Below are 18,254 nucleotides of genomic sequence, written 5' to 3' on the forward strand. Positions count from 1 at the left end.
GTCTCTCCGTCAGAGCCCGACGACGCCAGGCAGGCCCGAGATGTCAGGAATTTCGATATAACCGTAATAAGGGTTGGCAGGCTCATGGCCGCGATTGACCCAAACCTTGTTCTTGATGCCGAGATCGTGGGCCGACATCAGGTCATAGCGGAAGGAGGACGAGCAATGCAGCACCTCTTCCGGCCCGCAGCCCAGCATATCGAGCATATATTCAAAGCCCTTGAAGCGTGGCTTGTAGGACTGCGCCTGCTCGGCGGTATAGACCGCGTGGAAGGGCGCGCCCAGTTTTTCGACGTTCGACATGATCTGCGAATTCATGGCGTTGGAAAGGATGACCAAAGGGATTTCCTTGGCGACCTTGGCGAGACCGGCCGGGACATCTGAATGTGGCCCCCAGGTCGGAACCCGCTCATAGATCATCCGGGCGGCTTCATCGCGAAATGTCACGCCGTTGCGCTTGCATGTCCGCTCGAGCGAATTGTGCACCACTTCGGCATAGGGCTTCCAGGCGCCCATGATCTCGTCGAGCCGATAGGCAGCGAAATTCGTGATGAATTCCACCATGCGTGGCTCGTCGAGCTCTTCGCCGTAGAGATCGCGTGCCGCCTCCGCCATCTGAAAATTGGTTAGCGTGCCGTAGCAGTCGAAGGTGATGTATTTCGGACGAAACGTCGTCATCTGCGTATCCTTGAACGATCGGAGCTGTGACAATCATAGGCACCGCTTCACCCGCAGCTCGCCTGAATTGGCGGCATCGAAAGCAGAATCTATCGTATCGAAAGCGGGGTTTGGCAGAAGGTTGCGCGCCTGCCCGCAGTCAACGGCCAGCGAAGTGACGCCTTCAATTGCCGTCGTTCGTGATCGTGATGCGACGGAAGGTCGAGGCCGAAGGTGTTGACGAGATCGGTCACCTGCGCCGGGCTGAGGAAACGGGGATTGAGGTTGCGCAACAGCAGATAGAGCTTCGCCGTTTCCTCCAGTTCCTCGGCCGCAAAGACCGCCGCCTCTAGGCTGTCACCGGCAACAACCGGTCCGTGATTGGCCAGAAGCACCGACGAATACTTGCCCGCCAGCCCACGAATGGCATCAGCCACCGCCGGATCGCCGGGACGATAATAGGGCACCAGCGCGGTTTCGCCGGCGCGCATCAGATAATATGGCGTCATCGGCGGCAGGGCCGCGCGCGGATCGATCTCCGGCAGCATGGTCAGTGCCACCGCGTGGGTGGAGTGAAGATGGACGATGGCGCGGGCGCTGCCGCGCGTATCGTAGAGGGCGGTGTGCAGCGGGATCTCCTTGGTCGGCTTGTCGCCGGACAGGAGCCGGCCTTCGGCATCGAGCCTGGAGATCCGTGCCGGGTCGAGAAAGCCGAGCGAGGCATTGGTCGGCGTAACCAGCCAGCCGCCATCCTCCAGTCGCAACGATATGTTGCCCGACGAACCGGGCGTCAGACCGCGCTCGAACAGCGAGCGGCCGAATCGGCAGATTTCCTCACGCAGGCGCGCGTCGGACATGACAGTTCCTCCAATATTAGGCGGTTGCCCCTTCGATCAGTTCAAAGCCGAGATTGACGGACTGCGGCGGCGCATTAGTGACGACCAACTGCGCGGCTATCTCCCCGGTCGCCACGCGCGGCGTTCGGATGGTCGACAACGGCTGTGGGGTTGCCCGGCCGATATCGAGGCCGTTATAGCCGAAAATGGCGAGCTTCGAGGGGATCGCGATCCCCTCGGCCAGACAGTGAAAATAGCCGCCGAGCGCCATGTCGTCGTTGGAGAAATAAACCGCATCGAGATCGCTCGTCCGGGCGAGCAATCGCTCCAGCCCCAACCTGCCGTTTTCCACGGACGAAGCGCCGGCGAGAATTTCGCGGGCGACGAGCGGGGCGCCATGCACATCGAGACTTTCGCAAAAGCTGGAAAACCGTTTGCCGGCGCGGGTATCGCGGTTCAGGTCGTGACCGACATAGCCGATCCGGCGATAACCACGCTTCAGCAGGAAGGCAGCGCTCTCCCGCCCGGCCGCGCGGTTCGAGAAGCCGACGGCGATGTCGAGAGCATCGCCGTCGAGATCGAGCAGTTCGACGACCCTGCATCCGCTGGCGCGCAGCATCTTCACCGTGCCCTCGGTATGCTCGCATCCCGCCAGCATGACCGCCGCCGGCCGCCAGGCGAGCATCGCGGCGGCGAGCGCTTCCTCCTTGCCCGGATCATAGTCGGTCACGGAGAAGACCGCCTGATACCGGTTTTCCTCCAGAACGGCGCTGGCGCCGCGCAGCACATCGGGAAAGACGATGTTCGACAGCGATGGAATGACGAAGGCGACAAGACGCGAACCGGTGGAGGCCAGCGTTCCCGCAATCCGGTTCGGCACATAGCCCAGCCGTTCGACGGCAGTCATCACCCGCTCGCGCGTCTTGCCGGAAAACGAACCGTGGTTGCGCAGCACGCGCGATACCGTGCTCTCGCCGACACCGGCCGCCTCCGCGACCTCGGCAAGCGTCACCGTCGGTTGATGTCTGAATTCCATCGTTACGTTTGAACCCGCCTGTTGAGGTGGTTGCCCGGCCTGCCCGCACCGCTCTGTCCCTATTTTTCACCGCTACCGCCAAGAAGCAAGGTTTTTTTGGCAGCGCTACCAATTTGCCGTTGGCAGCGCTGCCAAAATGAATTAATGAGAATGGCAGCGCTGCCAAAAAGTGGCATGGCGTGCCGCGGGAGGACCTCAAGGAGACCGCGGCAACAATCGGAGGAGAAAATCATGACGCTGCAGACGCAGGCGCCAGTTGTTGGCGCGCATCCCGCCCAGACGCTCGAAGACCGTGCCTACGGCAAGGTATTCTGGCGCATCGTACCGTTTCTAATGCTGTGCTACGTGGTCGCCTATCTCGACCGCGTCAATGTCGGCTTCGCCAAGCTGCAGATGTCGAGCGAACTCGGCCTCTCGGAAGCCGCTTATGGCATCGGCGCCGGCATCTTCTTCATCGGCTATTTTCTGTTTGAAGTGCCGAGCAACATCATCATGAACAAGGTTGGCGCGCGGGTGTGGATCGCCCGCATCATGCTCACCTGGGGTATCATCTCCGCCGCCTTCATGTTCACCTCGTCGGAAACCGTCTTCTATATCCTGCGTTTCCTGCTGGGCGTTGCCGAAGCCGGATTTTTCCCCGGCATCATTCTTTATCTAACCGCCTGGTATCCGGCCCACCGCCGCGCCAGGATCATCACCACCTTCATGTCGGCGATCCCGATATCCGCCATTTTCGGCAATCCGCTTTCGGGTCTCCTGATGGACAGTTTCCACGGCACGCACGGACTTTCCGGCTGGCAGTGGATGTTCCTGATCGAAGCCATTCCGGCTATTCTTTTCGGCGTTGCGACGTTCTTCTACCTTGATGATACGATCAGGGGCGCGAAATGGCTGAACGATGAGGAAAAAGGCGTGCTGACGGCCAATATCGAGGCGGAGAACCGGGCCAAGACGGCAAGCCCGCACAGCATCGGCGCAACGCTGAGCGACCGTCGCGTCTGGCTGATGTGCCTGATCTATTTCTGCTTCGTGCTCGGGCAATATGGCCTGAATTTCTGGATGCCGACCATCGTCAAGGCCTCCGGCGTCAACGGAAACCTCAACATCGGCCTGATTTCGGCGATCCCTTATATCTGCACATTCGTCGTGATGCTGGCGCTCGGACGTTCCGCCGACAGGCTGCGCGAACGCCGGTGGCACCTCATCGTCCCAGCACTCATCGCCGCCGGTGGCTTTGTCGCGGCGACGATGGCAACGAGCCCGGCGGTCTCGATTGTCTGCCTGTCGCTGGCTGCTGCCGGCGCCATCAGTTGCGCGCCGCTGTTCTGGTCGCTTCCGACGGCTTTTCTCGCCGGCACCGGCGCTGCGGCCGGCATCGCCTGGATCAATTCGGTCGGCAATCTCGCCGGGTTTCTCGGGCCGTTTCTGGTAGGCTATCTCAAAGACTTCACCGGCACCAACAGCGCCGGCATGTATCTCCTGGCGGCTGCCTTGGTCATTGGTTCGTTGGCCGTGTTGACGGTTCCGGCGAAAAGCGTCAATCGCTAAAACACAGCCCCTCCGGGATGGCACCCGGCGGGGCGCAGACCTTCCTCACAAGACTGGAGAAGCTCCTCATGTCACCGCTTGCTGAAAACTCGGGCTCGGCCTTTGTCGCGGCCGTCATCGGTCTTGGTTCCATGGGGCTTGGAATGGCCCTGTCGATGAAGCGCGCAGGTCTCAACGTCGTTGGATATGACATCACGCCGGCGGCAGTGGACCGCTTCATCGCCGACGGCGGACGGGGCGCGGCGACCCCAGCCGCTGCGGCAAAGGATGCCGACATCGTCGTCTCCGTAGTTGTCAACGGCGCGCAGACCGAGGCCGTGCTGTTCGGGCCTCACGGCGTCGCGAGCGCAATGAAGCCCGGCGCCGTCTTCATTTCGTCGGCCACCATGGATCCAGCCGTCGCGCGCGATCTGGCCGGGCGGGTGGAAGCTCTCGGCCTGCATTACCTCGACGCGCCTATTTCGGGCGGCGCGGCCAAGGCGGCGCGTGGCGAACTGACGATCATGGCATCCGGCTCCAGACAGGCCTTCGATACGGCGCGCCCGGGTCTCGACGCCATGGCCGCCAAGGTCTATGAGCTCGGCGACGAGGCCGGAAAAGGTGCTGCCTTCAAGATGATCAACCAGCTTCTCGCCGGCGTGCACATCGCAGCCGCCTGTGAGGCCATAACCTTTGCCGCCAAGCAGGGCCTCGACCTCGACAAGGTCTACGAGGTGATCACCGCGTCGGCCGGCAATTCCTGGATGTTCGAAAACCGCGTGCCGCATGTGCTGGCCGGAGACTATACTCCGCTCAGCAGCATCGAGATTTTCGTCAAGGATCTCGGTATCGTCCAGGACATGGCCCGCTCCGAGCGCTATCCGGTACCGCTCGCGGCAGCGGCCCTGCAGATGTATCTGGCCGCCTCCGGGGCCGGCATGGGCCGTGACGACGATTCCTCGCTCGCGCGGCTCTATGCCAAACTTTCCGGCGCTGAATTGCCCAGCTCGACCAAAGAGCCGCAGAGCCTGTAAAAGGAACGCTAGACATGCCCGTTTTCGCGGCCAACCTGACGATGATGTTCAACGAATGGGCGTTCCTCGACCGCTTCGACGCCGCAGCCGAGGCCGGCTTTGCTGCGGTCGAATACCTCTTTCCCTATGAAGCCGCGCCGGAGGCGATCGCCGAACGGCTTGCCCGCAACAATCTGCAGCAGGCCCTGTTCAACCTGCCGCCGGGCGACTGGGCAGCAGGCGAGCGTGGTATCGCCGCGCTTCCCGGACGCTTCGATGCACTGAAAGCCGATGTCGAGCGGGCCCTGGACTATGCGGCGGCGACGGGCGTCAGACGGTTGCACCTGATGGCAGGCATCGCCGATCGTCATGACGAAGACGCCTCCTCCTGTTACCGGCGCGCCGTCACCTATGCTGCCGGGCGGCTTGCTGAAAAAGGCATCGATCTCCTGCTCGAGCCGATCAACGGGCGCAACATGCCTGGATATTTCCTCAACGACTTCGCCGCCGCCGAGCGGCTGATTGCCGAATGCGGCCTGCCGAACCTGAAGCTGCAGTTCGACATCTATCACCGCCAGATCATCCACGGCGACGTCACTATGGCCTTGCGACACCTCCTGCCGATTGCCGGCCATATCCAGATCGCCAGCGTGCCGTCACGCAACGAACCGGATGGGGAGGAACTGAACTACCCCTATCTGTTCGGCGAAATCGACCGACTTGGGTATGACGGTTTCATCGGCTGCGAATACATCCCGCGCGGCCACACACTGGACGGTCTTGGCTGGTTCAAACCTTTTGCACGGAGCTAGACGATGGCTATTTTGCTCGGATCAATCGCTGACGACTACACGGGCGCCTCCGACCTCGCCAACACCCTGACGAAGAACGGTCTGCGCACGGTGCAGACGGTCGGCATCCCCGATCCGTCGCTGGCACTACCGGATGTCGACGCCGTGGTGGTTTCCCTGAAGATCCGCTCCGTCCCGGCTTCGGACGCCGTGGCGGCGGCGGCGAGCGCCGAGCGATGGCTGCGCCGGCGGGGTGCCGGCCACGTGCTTTACAAGATCTGCTCGACGTTCGATTCCACCGATGCCGGCAATATCGGCCCGGTCACCGAAGCATTGAGCGACGCGGCCGGCGGCGGCTCCGTGCTGGTGACACCCGCCTTTCCGGAAACGGGACGCACCGTCTATCTCGGTCATCTCTTCGTCGGCGGCCAGCCGCTGAACGAGAGCCCGCTCAAGGACCACCCCCTCAATCCGATGCATGACGCCAGTCTCGTGCGGGTTCTCACCCGACAATCGCGCAATGCCGTCGGACTGATCGATCTCGCAGCCATCGCGGCCGGACCCGGCGCCGTCAAGGCGAGGCTCGATGCCCTGCGCACGGCAGGCGTCTCCACGGTTATCGCCGATGCGATTTTTGAACGCGATCTTGAAACGCTCGGCGAGGTCGCTCTCGAAACGCCGGTGTCCACCGGTGCGTCCGGCCTCGGCCTCGGCCTTGCCCGCGCGCTCGTCCGCTCCGGCCGGATATCCTCCGGCGGAGCAACGACGACGGACGCCATTCGCCCGGTGGGCGGGCTTTCCGCGATCGTTGCCGGCAGTTGCTCCAAGGCGACGCTCCACCAGCTCGACATCGCCGAACGGTCGATGCCCGTCCTGCGGCTCGACCCGGAGCGGCTGCTTGCCGGTCCCGATGAGATCGCCGCGGCGATTTCCTGGGCTGGAGACCGCATCTCCGCCGGTCCCGTCGTCGTCGCCGCGAGCGCTGCGCCTGAAACCGTATCCCGGCTGCAATCGCTCTATGGAAGAGAGGCCTCCGGCCACACGATCGAGACCGCGACGTCGATCATCGCCACAGAACTGGTGGAGAGAGGCGTGCGGCGCCTTGTGGTCGCAGGCGGCGAAACCTCAGGAGCGGCGGTCGACAGGCTCGCCATTCCGGCATTTCTGATCGGCCCGGAGATTGCGCCCGGTGTGCCGGTGCTGCGCACGGTCGGCAATGCGCAGGGCGATATGCTTCTGGCGTTGAAATCAGGCAACTTCGGAGGCGAGGATTTCTTTACCGCAGCGCTGGCAATGATGCGCTGACAGACCCGGGATCCGATGAATATCGATCGGTTCCAGCATAAGATGCGGCGGCCCATGACAGCAGCGCCATAAGATACTGCTTCAACCATGGCCTTCAGACGATCTGCCCGCCGGCGCTCCGGCAGACTGGCGGGCACGACATGAAGGACGCCCCCATGCAAGCAAGTCAGATCGAAATCGTCCCGTTCGGCCCCGATCATCTGGAAGCCGCCGTTGCGCTCTCAAGACAGGCGGGCTGGCCGCATCGGACGGAAGACTGGCAGCTGGCGCTCGCCTTGAGCGACGGGATGGTTGCGGTCGAGGATGGCAGGGTCGTCGGCACCGTCCTCGTCACGCCTTACAAGTGCGATTGTGCGACGATCAATATGGTCATCGTCGACGAGACGATGCGCGGCAGGGGTCTCGGCCGGAAACTCATGGACGCCGCATTGCTGGCCGCGGGAGACCGGCCGTTGAGGCTGGTGGCCACGACGGCAGGGCTGCCGCTCTACCAAAAGCTTGGCTTCCACGAGACGGGTACCGTGCTGCAGCACCAGGGCCTTGCCGGAGACATCGCCGCGCCGGCGGAAACGCAAGCCGCCACCGACGCCGACCTTCCTGCTATCGCGGCACTCGACCGCCTTGCCTTCGGCGCCGACCGCGAAGGGCTGCTCTCTTATTTCACCAAGATCGGCGAATTCGCCGTCATTCGCCGTGACGGCCGCATTTCCGGGTTCGCTTGCCTGCGTCCTTTCGGCCGCGGCGAAGTGATCGGCCCCGTGGTGGCTGCCGAGCTCGGCGAAGCCAGGAAACTCATCGAACATTTCATCGCCAGGCGGCCCGGACGGTTCCTCAGGGTCGATACCACTGATGAGACCGGGCTTTCCCCATGGCTCGCCGAACAGGGGCTCGCCCATGTCGGCGGCGGAATCACGATGACAAAGCCGTTGATTCGCGACGCCGCCGATCCGACCGCCACCACCTTTGCCCTCGCCAGCCAGGCACTCGGCTGATCCGGAGATTTCCATGTACAGTAATTCCCTCATCGAACTCGATCGCGCCCACCTCATCCATCCGGTCGCCTCCTATCGCGGCCATGAAAAGCTCGGCGTGCGTGTGCTGGCCTCTGCCAAGGGCGCGACGGTCACCGACGCCTCCGGCAAGCAGCTGATCGACGGCTTCGCCGGTCTCTGGTGCGTCAATGCCGGTTACGGCCACGAAAGCATCGTCGAGGCGGCGGCCCGGCAGATGCGCGAGCTTCCCTATGCTACCGCCTATTTCGGCCTCGGCTCGGAGCCCGCGATCCGGCTTGCCGGCGAACTCGCCGACCGCGCACCGGGCGATCTCAACCATGTCTATTTCACCCTCGGCGGCTCCGATGCGGTGGACAGCACGATCCGCTTCATCCGCTACTACTGGCATGCCCGAGGACAGCCTGAGCGCGATCAGTTCATCTCGGTCGAACAGGGCTATCATGGCTCATCGACGGTCGGCGCGGGCCTGACCGCGCTGCCTGCCTTCCATGCCGGCTTCGGTCTTCCCTTCGATTGGCAGCATAAGATTCCATCTCACTATGCCTATCGCAACCCGGTGGGCGACAATCCGCAAGCGATCATCGACGCCTCGCTTGCGGCGCTGAAAGGCAAGGTCGAAGCGATCGGGCCGGAACGCGTAGCCGCTTTCTACGTCGAACCGATCCAGGGCTCGGGCGGCGTTCTGGTGCCGCCGAAAGGCTGGATGAAAGCCATGCGCGAATTCTGCCGCGCGCACGACATCCTATTCGTCGCGGACGAAGTGATTACCGGCTTTGGCCGCACCGGCCCGCTTTTTGCCTGCACCGAGGATGAGATCGTCCCCGATTTCATGACGACCGCCAAGGGCCTCACCTCAGGCTACGTCCCCATGGGCGCCGTCTTGATGGCCGATCACGTCTATGAAACGATTGCCGAGGGCGCGGGTGCCGCCGCCGTCGGCCATGGCTATACCTATTCGGCCCATCCGGTCAGCGCCGCGGTCGGCCTCGAAGTCCTGAAGCTTTATGAAAACGGCCTTCTCGAAAACGGCGTCAGGGCGGGTGCGCGGCTGATGCAGGGCCTGGAGTCGCTAAGGGATCATCCGCTCGTCGGCGATGTCCGCGGCCGCGGCATGCTGGCCGCCGTCGAGCTGGTGGTCGACAAGGTGAACAAGACGCCATTGCCGGCATCCGCCGAACCCTCCCGCCGCATCTTCGATCGCGCCTGGGAGAACGGCCTCGTCATCCGCGCCTTCGGCAATGGTGTGCTTGGCTATGCTCCGCCACTCTGCTGCACCGAAACGGAGATCGATGCGATCGTCGAGCGCACCCGCGTCACGCTGGACGAGACCCTGGAGGACCCCGATGTGCGTCGGGCGCTGCAGGCCTGAGAATATCGCGAAACCGTCAGATTCGGTATTTTGTGCCGCCTCATGCCGCCTATTCGGCGAATTCGGCGCGGTGCAGGTGACACACTGAAGTCAACGAAAGGCCCGGATCCCGGCAAATGCGGGCCTTCCCATACAAGAGCGGGACAATGACCCCGTCAGCGGAACAGAATTTTATTCTTCGAGAAGCCGCGCTCCCATCGGAGCCGAACACTGGGGAATTCACGTGAGCAAAAGCCTTTCGGAATTCAAATATATGACCTTCGACGTCGTCGGCACGCTCATCGACTTCGAAGGCGGCCTCAAGACCTGCCTAGCCGAGATCGCGGCCGAGGCGGGGACTGAAGTCGACGGCGAGCAGGCTCTTAGCCTTTACCGCGCAGCCCGCTACTCCGAAGACGCCGATCTCTTTCCCGACGACCTCGTTCGCGTCTACCTCGCGATCGCGCCGAAGCTCCGCCTGCCCGCCGAGCAAAAATATGGCGAACAGCTGCGGGATTCGGCAAAGAGCTGGAAGGGTTTTGCCGACAGCGCCGCGGCGCTGGCTAGACTTTCAAAAGATTACCGCCTCGTTGCGATGACCAACGCCCGCCGCTGGGCATTCGATTTCTTCGAGAAGGAACTCGGAAATCCCTTTTATGCCGCCTTCACAGCGGATGATACGGGGACCGAGAAACCCGATCCCGCCTTCTTCGAGAAGGTGGTCGACTATGTCGCCTGGGAAGGACATTCGAAAGACGACATCCTGCATGTCGCCCAGAGCCAATACCACGACATCGGGATTTCCAGGAAACTCGGGCTGACCAATTGCTGGATCGAGCGGCGACATGCCGAGAAGGGTTACGGCGGCACGATCGAACCGGCCGAGTTCACCAAACCCGATTACCATTTCACCTCCATGGCCGGCCTTGCCGATGCCGTGGCCGCCGCGCGCGGCTGACTTTGAAAGCAGATCGGGCCTGCCCGCAACGAGCAGCCCGCCACAGAAGAAAAGGGGAATGAGATGAACGACAAGATCACCAATTGGACCAGATCCGACGAAGCCATGGTCGAAAGCGCCATCCGTCGTGGCGCCACTCGTCGCGAATTGCTGCATATGATGCTTGCAGGCGGCGTGGCCATATCATCCGGCGGGCTCGTGCTTGGCCGCGCCGGCAAGGCGCTCGCCGCCACGCCCGTTTCCGGCGGCACGCTCAAGGCGGCCGGCTGGTCGTCTTCCACAGCCGATACGCTGGACCCCGCAAAAGCGTCGCTCTCCACCGACTATGTCCGGTGCTGCTCCTTCTATAATCGCCTGACCTTCCTCGACAAATCAGGCACGCCGCAGATGGAGCTTGCCGACGCGATCGAGTCCAAGGATGCGAAGACCTGGACGGTCAAGCTGAAGACCGGCGTTACCTTCCATGACGGCAAGCCGCTGACCGCCGATGACGTGGTTTTCTCGCTGAAGCGCCATCTCGATCAGTCCGTCGGCTCGAAGGTCGCTAAGATCGCCGCACAGATGACCGGCTTCAAGGCGGCCGACAAACAAACCGTCGAGATCACGCTCGCCAGCCCGAATGCCGACCTGCCGACCATCCTGTCGATGCATCACTTCATGATCGTCGCCGACGGCACGACCGATTTCACCAAGGCCAACGGCACCGGCGCTTTCGTCAAGGAAGTCTTCGAACCGGGTGTTCGCTCGGTCGGGATCAAGAACAAGAACTACTGGAAATCCGGCCCGAACGTCGATTCCTTCGAATACTTCGCTATCAGCGACGACAACGCCCGCGTCAACGCGCTGCTTGCGGGCGACATCCATCTCGCGGCCACGATCAATCCGCGCTCTATGCGCCTCGTCGAGGCCCAGGGCGACGGCTTCACTTTGTCTAAGACGACGTCCGGCAACTATACCAACCTCAACATGCGACTGGATATGGAGCCCGGCAACAAGCGGGATTTCATCGAGGGCATGAAGTATCTCGTCAACCGCGAACAGATCGTCAAATCGGCGCTGCGCGGTCTCGGCGAGGTCGGCAACGATCAACCCGTTTCACCGGCGAACTTCTATCATGACGCAGAGCTGAAAGCGCGGACCTTCGATCCCGACAAGGCGAAGTTCCATTTCGACAAGGCCGGCGTTCTCGGACAATCCATCCCGATCATCGCCTCCGATGCGGCGAGTTCCTCGATCGACATGGCCATGATCATCCAGGCCGCCGGCGCCGAAATCGGCATGAAGCTCGATATCCAGCGAGTGCCATCCGATGGTTACTGGGACAATTACTGGCTCAAGGCGCCGATCCACTTCGGCAATATCAACCCGCGCCCGACCCCTGACATCCTCTTCTCCCTGCTCTACACCTCGGACGCACCGTGGAACGAAAGCCACTACAAATCGGAGAAATTCGACAAGATGCTGATCGAGGCGCGTGGTTCTCTCGATCAAGAGAAGCGCAAGACGATCTACAACGAGATGCAGGGCATGGTCGCCCAGGAAGCTGGTACAATCATTCCGGCCTATATCTCGAACGTCGATGCCACGACCGCCAAGCTCAAGGGCCTGGAAGCCAACCCGCTAGGCGGCCAGATGGGATACGCTTTCGCGGAATATGTCTGGCTTGAAGCCTGATTAAGCAAAGCAGACTGGGGCTGCAGCCGCGCCCCAGTTCCTCTATCTGCATTGATGGAACTCAACTCGAACGCAAAGGGAAGACGCCCGTGAACCGCCAGGTCTTATCCCTTGTATTGAGCAGACTATTCGTCGCCGTGATCACCCTGGTGATCGTCTCCTTCGCCGTCTTCTTCGCGACAACGCTGTTGCCTGGAGATACGGCGACGATCCTGCTCGGCCAGGCCGCCACGCCGGAAGCCGTCGAAGGCCTGCGCAAGGCCATGCATCTCGACGAACCGGCGCTCTTTCGTTTCCTGCGCTGGTTAGTCGGGCTGTTGCAGGGTGATCTCGGCACGTCCTATGCCAACCAAATGCCCATCGCAGCTCTCATTGCCGGCCGCTTTGTCAACACGCTGAAACTTGCAGGCGTCACCGCGTTTTTCTCCGTACCGATCGCGCTGACGCTCGGGATCACTGCGGCGATGCTGCGCGGCACCCTTTACGACCGGATCGTCACAGTGATCACCATCGGCGTCATCTCCGTACCGGAGTTCATGGTTGCGACCTCCGCCGCGCTCATCTTCGCCGTCTATCTGAAATGGCTGCCGGCGCTGTCTTTCGCCAATGAGGTCCACAGTCTGGCCGACCTGTTGCGTGTCTATGCCATGCCGGTGATCACCCTCACCTTCGTCGTCTCGGCCCAGATGATCCGCATGACGCGCGCGGCTGTCATCGAGACGCTCAACACACCCTATGTCGAGATGGCATTGCTCAAGGGCGCCTCCCGGCCGCGCATCGTCTTTCGACACGCGCTGCCCAATGCGCTTGGCCCGATCGTCAATGCCGTTGCGCTGTCGCTGTCCTATCTGCTCGGAGGCGTCATCATCGTCGAGACCATTTTCAATTATCCCGGTATCGCCAAGCTGATGCTGGATGCCGTCGCCACCCGCGATCTGCCGCTAATCCAGAGTTGCGCGATGATCTTCTGCCTGGGCTACCTGCTGCTGATCACCATCGCGGATATCATCGCCATCCTTTCCAATCCGAGGCTCCGATGACCACGACAAGTTCCGAAACCACCTCCGGCCGGCTGTCCGGAACCCGGTTTGGCTATCGCTTCAACATCGTCGGCGCGATCGGCTTCACCGTCATCTCCTCATGGGCGCTCGTCGCGATCTTCGCGCCATGGATCATCCGCTACCCCGTCGGCGAGATTATCGATCTCGACTATTTCGGCCCGATGAGCCGGGAACTCTGGCTCGGCTCCGATTATCTCGGCCGCGACATGCTCTCGCGGATTCTGATGGGTGCACGCTACACGGTCGGTATCTCGCTGGCGGCGGTCACGATCGCCTGCTTCAGCGGCGTTGTGCTCGGCATGATCGCAGCGGTGGCCGGCGGCTGGCTGGACACCATCCTCAGCCGCTTCCTCGACGCGCTCAACTCCATCCCGAGCAAATTGTTCGGACTGGTGGTCGTCGCTGCCGTCGGCTCCTCGGTCCCGGTGCTGATCCTGACGCTGTCGGTGATCTACATCCCGGGCGCCTACCGCTTCGCCCGGGCGCTCGCCGTCAACATCAATGCGATGGATTTCATCACCGTCGCGCGTATCCGCGGAGAAAGCACCCTCTATCTCATTCGCTCGGAAATCCTACCGAACATCGTCGGGCCGGTGCTTGCCGATCTCGGCATCCGCTTCGTCTTCATCGTTCTGCTGCTCTCCGGGCTTTCCTTCCTCGGCCTTGGCGTCCAGCCGCCCTATGCCGATTGGGGTGCGCTCGTGCGCGAGAATATCGGCGGCCTGCCGTTTGGTGCGCCGGCGGTGATGTTTCCCTCGCTTGCCATCGCCAGCCTGACGATCAGCGTCAACCTGGTGATCGACAACCTGCCGCAGAAAATCCGCGACCGGAGCACGTCATGAGCAATTTCATCGAAATCCGTGACCTGAAGGTCGAGGCCACCACCGATTCCGGCCGACGCGTCGAAATCATCAAGGGTGTCAGCCTCGATGTTGCCGAGGGCGAGATCGTTGCGCTGATCGGCGAGAGCGGCTCGGGTAAGACAACCATCGCCCTGACCCTCATGGGCCACACCCGCGCGGGCTGTCGTATCTCCGGAGGCAGCGTTTCGGTTGGCAGCAAGGACATGGTCACGCTCAGCGAGAAGCAGCGCGCCAAGGTGCGTGGCACCGAAGTCGCCTATGTCCCGCAATCGGCAGCTGCCGCCTTCAACCCGGCCACATCGATCATGGACCAGGTGATCGAAGTCACGCGTATTCACCAGCTGATGTCGCCGGATGAGGCGCGTGCCCGGGCAGTCGAACTCTTCCGGGCGCTGTCCCTGCCGGAACCCGAGACGATCGGCAGCCGTTATCCGCACCAGGTTTCCGGCGGCCAATTGCAGCGTCTGGCTGCCGCCATGGCGCTGATCGGCGACCCGACCCTCGTTATCTTCGACGAGCCGACTACGGCGCTCGACGTCACAACCCAGATCGAGGTGCTGCGCGCTTTCAAGTCGGTCATGAAGAAGGGTGGTATCGCTGGCGTTTATGTCTCGCACGACCTTGCCGTCGTCGCCCAGATCGCCGACCGCATCGTGGTCTTGAAAGGCGGAGAGACCCAGGAAACCGGCACCACCGAGGAGATCCTCAACAATGCCAAGCACCCCTATACCAGGGAGCTGCTCGCTGCCTTTGAGCCAAAGCCGCGCGGCGCAGTAGGCCCCGCCGAACCCGCGACCGCTCCCCTGCTGAGGATCGAAGATCTCGTCGCGGGCTATGGACAGCGCCAGGCTGATGGCCTGCCACTCGTTCGCGCGGTCGAGCACGTCAGCCTGAAGGTGGAAAAAGGCCGTAATCTCGGCATCATCGGCGAATCCGGCTGCGGCAAGTCGACGCTCGCCCGGACCATCGCCGGCATCCTGCCGGCGGCGGTCGGCAAGATCGTCTTCGACGGCACGGAACTGCATCGCAACGCGCGCGAGCGTTCGCGTGATGAGTTACGCGAGATGCAGATCGTCTTCCAATATGCCGATACCGCCCTCAACCCGGCCAAATCGGTGGAGGACATCCTCGACAGGCCGTTGGTCTTTTACCACCGTATGGATCGAAAGGCGCGGAACGCCAGGATCGATCAACTGCTCGACATGGTGCGCCTGCCCCGCAACCTGCGCCATCGCCGGCCGGGCGAACTCTCGGGCGGCCAGAAGCAGCGTGTCAACTTCGCCAGGGCGCTCGCCGCCGATCCGAAGCTGATCCTCTGCGACGAGATTACCTCGGCGCTCGACACGGTGGTCGCCGCCGCCGTCATCGACCTGCTCAAGGAATTGCAGCGCGAACTCGGTCTCTCCTACATCTTCATCAGCCACGACCTCTCGGTGGTGGAGGCGATCTGTGATGAGATCGTCGTGATGTATGGAGGCCGGAAGGTGGAGGAAATCACCTCCTCGACGGTGAAGGCGCCGCAACACCCCTATTCGCAACTGCTGTTCTCATCGGTGCCGACGCTCGATCCGGCTTGGCTCGACGGCCTCCAGCAGGATCCGGAACTGGTGCGGGCTTATTGCCGCCACTGAGCGCCGACCTTCAAGCTTGCCAGACCCGGCGCGCACCCGCTCCGGTCGTGTTGAAACGCCTGGGATCCACGGCAGGAGATCTGCAAGTGGCAGCGAACATGGCTTTGGAAAGCAAGCCCGAAATTCTGTCGCAAGTCCTTCCAACCAGTATGAGCCAAACAATTATAGGGAGAACAACCTGCGACAGAGAGAAACCGGCATCTGCGCAGGATCGATGGGTCGGGGAGACGCGGTTCAGAAGCGGGCCCCGGCCGCGGTCCTTCTCGCCGGCTAATGCGGAAACAAGGTGGTCAGCGGCATGTGGGCCTTGATGATCGGCGACTTCAGGACGACGAAACTGAAATATTTGTCGATGCCGACGTCCAGGTCGGTCAGCCGCTCCATGATCGTCTGGTATTCGTCGATGCCGGCGGTGACGAATTTCAACATATAATCGTAGCCGCCGGAAACCAGATGGCATTCGATCACCTGGTCGACCTTCTCGATCGCGGCCAGGAAGCGGGCGAAGTCGATCTGCCGGTGGTTTTTCAGGGTGATCTCGGTGAACACCGTCAGCGTCTGCCCCAGTTTGCTGACGTTGATCTGGGCCGAATAGCCTTCGATATAGCCCTCCGACTGCAGCTTCTTCACCCGCATCAGGCAGGGGCTCGGCGAGAGATTGACCAGTTCGGCGAGTTCCACATTCGTGACGCGGCCATTCTTCTGCAGTTCGTAAAGGATTTTTACGTCGATCCGGTCGAGTTTCACCTCACACGCCCTCACTTGCTGGAGATCGCCAATGACGCAGCAGATTATGCTGCGTGTTCCCAACACCAACCTTAGCACATGACGTTGGCCTGTCGATCGCGTTGCGAGATAGGCCGAAGCACAAACGGCTGCTGGCATCCTCCCAACACGGAATCTTCTGCTGCCACGAACCGATCTCCGGCAAAGCCGTGGCGTCGTATCAGCTACACTGCCGTTAAAACGGAGACTCTCCCATGCCCGCACCGCTCAATCGCGTCGACACCACGCCTGAACTGCCTTCCACCGCTGATGCCGTGGTCATCGGCGGCGGCATCGTCGGCGTTTTCGCGGCCTATTATCTCACCCGACGTGGATTGAAGGTCGCCCTCGTCGAGAAGGGCCTGATCGGCGCCGAGCAATCGAGCCGCAACTGGGGCTGGTGCCGTCAGCAGAACCGCGACGCCCGTGAATTGCCGATGTCGACGAAGAGCCTCGATCTGTGGGAGCGCTTCGCCGCTGAGACCGGTGAGGACACCGGCTTCCGTCGTTGCGGCCTCTTCTATCTCAGCAATAGCGACCAGGAACTGTCCGGTTGGGCCCGCTGGCGCGATTTCGCCCGCTCGGTCGGCGTCACGACACATATGCTGAGCAGCGCCGAGGCAACCGAACGCGGGCGTGCCACCGGCGCTTCATGGAAAGGCGGGGTGTTTTCGCCGACCGACGGCACCGCCGACCCGGCGAGCGCTGCGCCGGCCGTCGCGCGTGCGATCCTGAAACTCGGCGGCACGGTACATCAATCCTGTGCGGCCCGCGGCCTCGACGTCGAAGGCGGCAGGCTCTCGGGCGTCGTCACCGAGCATGGCACGATCCGCACGAAAGTCGCGATCCTGGCCGGTGGCGCCTGGGCCTCCTCCTTCTGTCGCCAGCTCGGCATTCGATTTCCGCAAGCCTCGATACGCTCCTCGATCCTCTCCGTATCTCCGGGCGCAGGCAGCCTTCCGGATGCATTGCATACATCCGCCGTTTCGGTGACGCGACGTCGCGATGGCGGCCACACGCTGGCGATCAGCGGCCGCGCCCGCGTCGATCCGACGCCACAGCAGTTCCGCTTCGCGCGGCAGTTCCTGCCGATGTTCGCCCGGCGCTGGCGCAGTCTCGCACCCGGTGGGTTGGAAGGGTTTCGTTCGGGTCACGAATCTCTGGCCCGTTGGCGGCTCGACAGGCCGACGCCGATGGAGCACATGCGTATCCTCGATCCGACCGTCGACAAGGCCACCATTGCCCTCACCCATGCGCGGGCGCTCGAGCTTCTGCCCGCCTTGAAGAAGACCGCCATCAGCGCGGCCTGGGCAGGCTATATCGACAGCACACCCGACGGCGTGCCGGGGATCGGCGAGATCGTCACCTTGCCCGGTTTCATCCTCGCTGCCGGCTTCAGCGGCCACGGCTTCGGCATCGGGCCAGGCGCCGGTCATCTGATCGCCGATATCGTCACCGGCGATGAGCCGATCGTCGATCCCAGGCCGTACCATCCTGACCGCTTCGGGACATCCGCCTGGGGCAAAGTCGCCGATTTTTAAGTGCGGCTAGGCCAGCCCCACTCGAACCTCGGGCTGCCGCAGATATGATCACTGTCCGGATCGCAGCATAGCCCCTTCATCCCGTGTTGTCGTGAACCAGCAGCCGAGCGCTTCCTCCAATCCGTCCGCGCCGCTCTCCTCACCAAGCCACACAGGCATCGGGGCGGATCAGCATCGAAGGACCTCTATCGATGGCGACTCAACTTATGGAGCCCCCAGGTTCCCTGGCACATCG

General features: G+C 62.4%; 15 protein-coding genes and 1 pseudogene. 12 read left to right on the forward strand and 4 right to left on the reverse strand.

The window, feature by feature from the left end:
* Positions 1–9 precede the first annotated feature (9 nt).
* The 3 genes and pseudogenes from ACS4RR_RS28280 to ACS4RR_RS28290 all read right to left on the reverse strand — a co-directional run bounded on the left by ACS4RR_RS28280 (position 10) and on the right by ACS4RR_RS28290 (position 2,529).
* Positions 10–678, reverse strand: a complete 669-nt coding sequence (locus ACS4RR_RS28280; protein WP_456190469.1) for a haloacid dehalogenase type II — start codon at positions 676–678, stop codon at positions 10–12.
* A 176-nt stretch (positions 679–854) separates the two neighbouring features.
* Positions 855–1,514 (reverse strand): annotated as a pseudogene (gene otnC, locus ACS4RR_RS28285) (3-oxo-tetronate 4-phosphate decarboxylase); the annotation flags it as partial.
* 16 nt (positions 1,515–1,530) lie between these two features.
* Positions 1,531–2,529: a LacI family DNA-binding transcriptional regulator gene (locus tag ACS4RR_RS28290; RefSeq protein WP_456190470.1), complete on the reverse strand. Its 999-nt coding sequence runs from the start codon at positions 2,527–2,529 to the stop codon at positions 1,531–1,533.
* Positions 2,530–2,760: 231 nt separating this feature from the next.
* Between ACS4RR_RS28290 and ACS4RR_RS28295 the strand changes: the two genes are divergently transcribed.
* From ACS4RR_RS28295 to ACS4RR_RS28345, 11 genes are all read left to right on the forward strand, one after another.
* Entirely contained in the window at positions 2,761–4,077 is a 1,317-nt protein-coding gene (locus ACS4RR_RS28295; protein ID WP_456190471.1) for an MFS transporter, read from the forward strand.
* Positions 4,078–4,145: 68 nt separating this feature from the next.
* Positions 4,146–5,090, forward strand: coding sequence for an L-threonate dehydrogenase (gene ltnD / locus ACS4RR_RS28300; RefSeq protein ID WP_456190473.1), 945 nt, complete (start codon positions 4,146–4,148; stop codon positions 5,088–5,090).
* 14 nt (positions 5,091–5,104) lie between these two features.
* Positions 5,105–5,881: a 2-oxo-tetronate isomerase gene (gene otnI, locus ACS4RR_RS28305; RefSeq protein WP_222350874.1), complete on the forward strand. Its 777-nt coding sequence runs from the start codon at positions 5,105–5,107 to the stop codon at positions 5,879–5,881.
* 3 nt (positions 5,882–5,884) lie between these two features.
* The gene (gene otnK / locus ACS4RR_RS28310) at positions 5,885–7,165 is read left to right on the forward strand and encodes a 3-oxo-tetronate kinase (protein WP_222385486.1); all 1,281 of its coding nucleotides are present in this window, start codon (positions 5,885–5,887) and stop codon (positions 7,163–7,165) included.
* Positions 7,166–7,320: 155 nt separating this feature from the next.
* On the forward strand, positions 7,321–8,157 hold the full coding sequence (locus tag ACS4RR_RS28315) for a GNAT family N-acetyltransferase (RefSeq protein ID WP_222385487.1): 837 nt from the start codon (positions 7,321–7,323) through the stop codon (positions 8,155–8,157).
* 13 nt (positions 8,158–8,170) lie between these two features.
* Entirely contained in the window at positions 8,171–9,547 is a 1,377-nt protein-coding gene (locus ACS4RR_RS28320; RefSeq protein WP_222350871.1) for an aspartate aminotransferase family protein, read from the forward strand.
* A 223-nt stretch (positions 9,548–9,770) separates the two neighbouring features.
* Positions 9,771–10,484 carry an HAD-IA family hydrolase gene (locus ACS4RR_RS28325; RefSeq protein WP_456190474.1) on the forward strand — a complete coding sequence of 238 codons (714 nt, stop codon included), beginning with the start codon at positions 9,771–9,773 and terminating at the stop codon, positions 10,482–10,484.
* 63 nt (positions 10,485–10,547) lie between these two features.
* Entirely contained in the window at positions 10,548–12,158 is a 1,611-nt protein-coding gene (locus ACS4RR_RS28330; RefSeq protein ID WP_456190475.1) for an ABC transporter substrate-binding protein, read from the forward strand.
* Positions 12,159–12,247: 89 nt separating this feature from the next.
* Positions 12,248–13,198 carry an ABC transporter permease gene (locus ACS4RR_RS28335; protein ID WP_222350868.1) on the forward strand — a complete coding sequence of 317 codons (951 nt, stop codon included), beginning with the start codon at positions 12,248–12,250 and terminating at the stop codon, positions 13,196–13,198.
* Entirely contained in the window at positions 13,195–14,061 is an 867-nt protein-coding gene (locus tag ACS4RR_RS28340; protein ID WP_222350867.1) for an ABC transporter permease, read from the forward strand. The genes ACS4RR_RS28335 and ACS4RR_RS28340 overlap by 4 nt, the downstream gene beginning before the upstream one ends.
* Positions 14,058–15,713: an ABC transporter ATP-binding protein gene (locus ACS4RR_RS28345; protein WP_456190476.1), complete on the forward strand. Its 1,656-nt coding sequence runs from the start codon at positions 14,058–14,060 to the stop codon at positions 15,711–15,713. Before ACS4RR_RS28340 ends, ACS4RR_RS28345 begins: the two co-directional genes overlap by 4 nt.
* A 270-nt stretch (positions 15,714–15,983) precedes the next feature.
* Here the strand turns inward: ACS4RR_RS28345 and ACS4RR_RS28350 are convergent, their stop codons facing one another.
* Positions 15,984–16,460 carry an Lrp/AsnC family transcriptional regulator gene (locus ACS4RR_RS28350; RefSeq protein WP_003562931.1) on the reverse strand — a complete coding sequence of 159 codons (477 nt, stop codon included), beginning with the start codon at positions 16,458–16,460 and terminating at the stop codon, positions 15,984–15,986.
* Between the two features lie 233 nt (positions 16,461–16,693).
* Here ACS4RR_RS28350 and ACS4RR_RS28355 point away from each other — a divergent pair, with 233 nt between their 5' ends.
* Positions 16,694–18,019 carry an NAD(P)/FAD-dependent oxidoreductase gene (locus ACS4RR_RS28355; protein WP_456190477.1) on the forward strand — a complete coding sequence of 442 codons (1,326 nt, stop codon included), beginning with the start codon at positions 16,694–16,696 and terminating at the stop codon, positions 18,017–18,019.
* Positions 18,020–18,254 lie beyond the last annotated feature (235 nt).

Source organism: Rhizobium zaerense (assembly GCF_051810725.1).
Lineage (GTDB): Bacteria > Pseudomonadota > Alphaproteobacteria > Rhizobiales > Rhizobiaceae > Rhizobium > Rhizobium leguminosarum_I.

Coding starts and splice junctions, on each gene's coding strand:
- ACS4RR_RS28295 (WP_456190471.1), top strand. CDS start 2,761: ATGACGCTGCAGACGCAGGCGCCAGTTGTTGGCGCGCATCCCGCCCAG.
- ACS4RR_RS28290 (WP_456190470.1), bottom strand. CDS start 2,529: ATGGAATTCAGACATCAACCGACGGTGACGCTTGCCGAGGTCGCGGAG.
- ACS4RR_RS28330 (WP_456190475.1), top strand. CDS start 10,548: ATGAACGACAAGATCACCAATTGGACCAGATCCGACGAAGCCATGGTC.
- ACS4RR_RS28320 (WP_222350871.1), top strand. CDS start 8,171: ATGTACAGTAATTCCCTCATCGAACTCGATCGCGCCCACCTCATCCAT.
- ltnD (WP_456190473.1), top strand. CDS start 4,146: ATGTCACCGCTTGCTGAAAACTCGGGCTCGGCCTTTGTCGCGGCCGTC.
- ACS4RR_RS28315 (WP_222385487.1), top strand. CDS start 7,321: ATGCAAGCAAGTCAGATCGAAATCGTCCCGTTCGGCCCCGATCATCTG.
- ACS4RR_RS28340 (WP_222350867.1), top strand. CDS start 13,195: ATGACCACGACAAGTTCCGAAACCACCTCCGGCCGGCTGTCCGGAACC.
- ACS4RR_RS28345 (WP_456190476.1), top strand. CDS start 14,058: ATGAGCAATTTCATCGAAATCCGTGACCTGAAGGTCGAGGCCACCACC.
- ACS4RR_RS28355 (WP_456190477.1), top strand. CDS start 16,694: ATGCCCGCACCGCTCAATCGCGTCGACACCACGCCTGAACTGCCTTCC.
- otnK (WP_222385486.1), top strand. CDS start 5,885: ATGGCTATTTTGCTCGGATCAATCGCTGACGACTACACGGGCGCCTCC.
- ACS4RR_RS28280 (WP_456190469.1), bottom strand. CDS start 678: ATGACGACGTTTCGTCCGAAATACATCACCTTCGACTGCTACGGCACG.
- otnI (WP_222350874.1), top strand. CDS start 5,105: ATGCCCGTTTTCGCGGCCAACCTGACGATGATGTTCAACGAATGGGCG.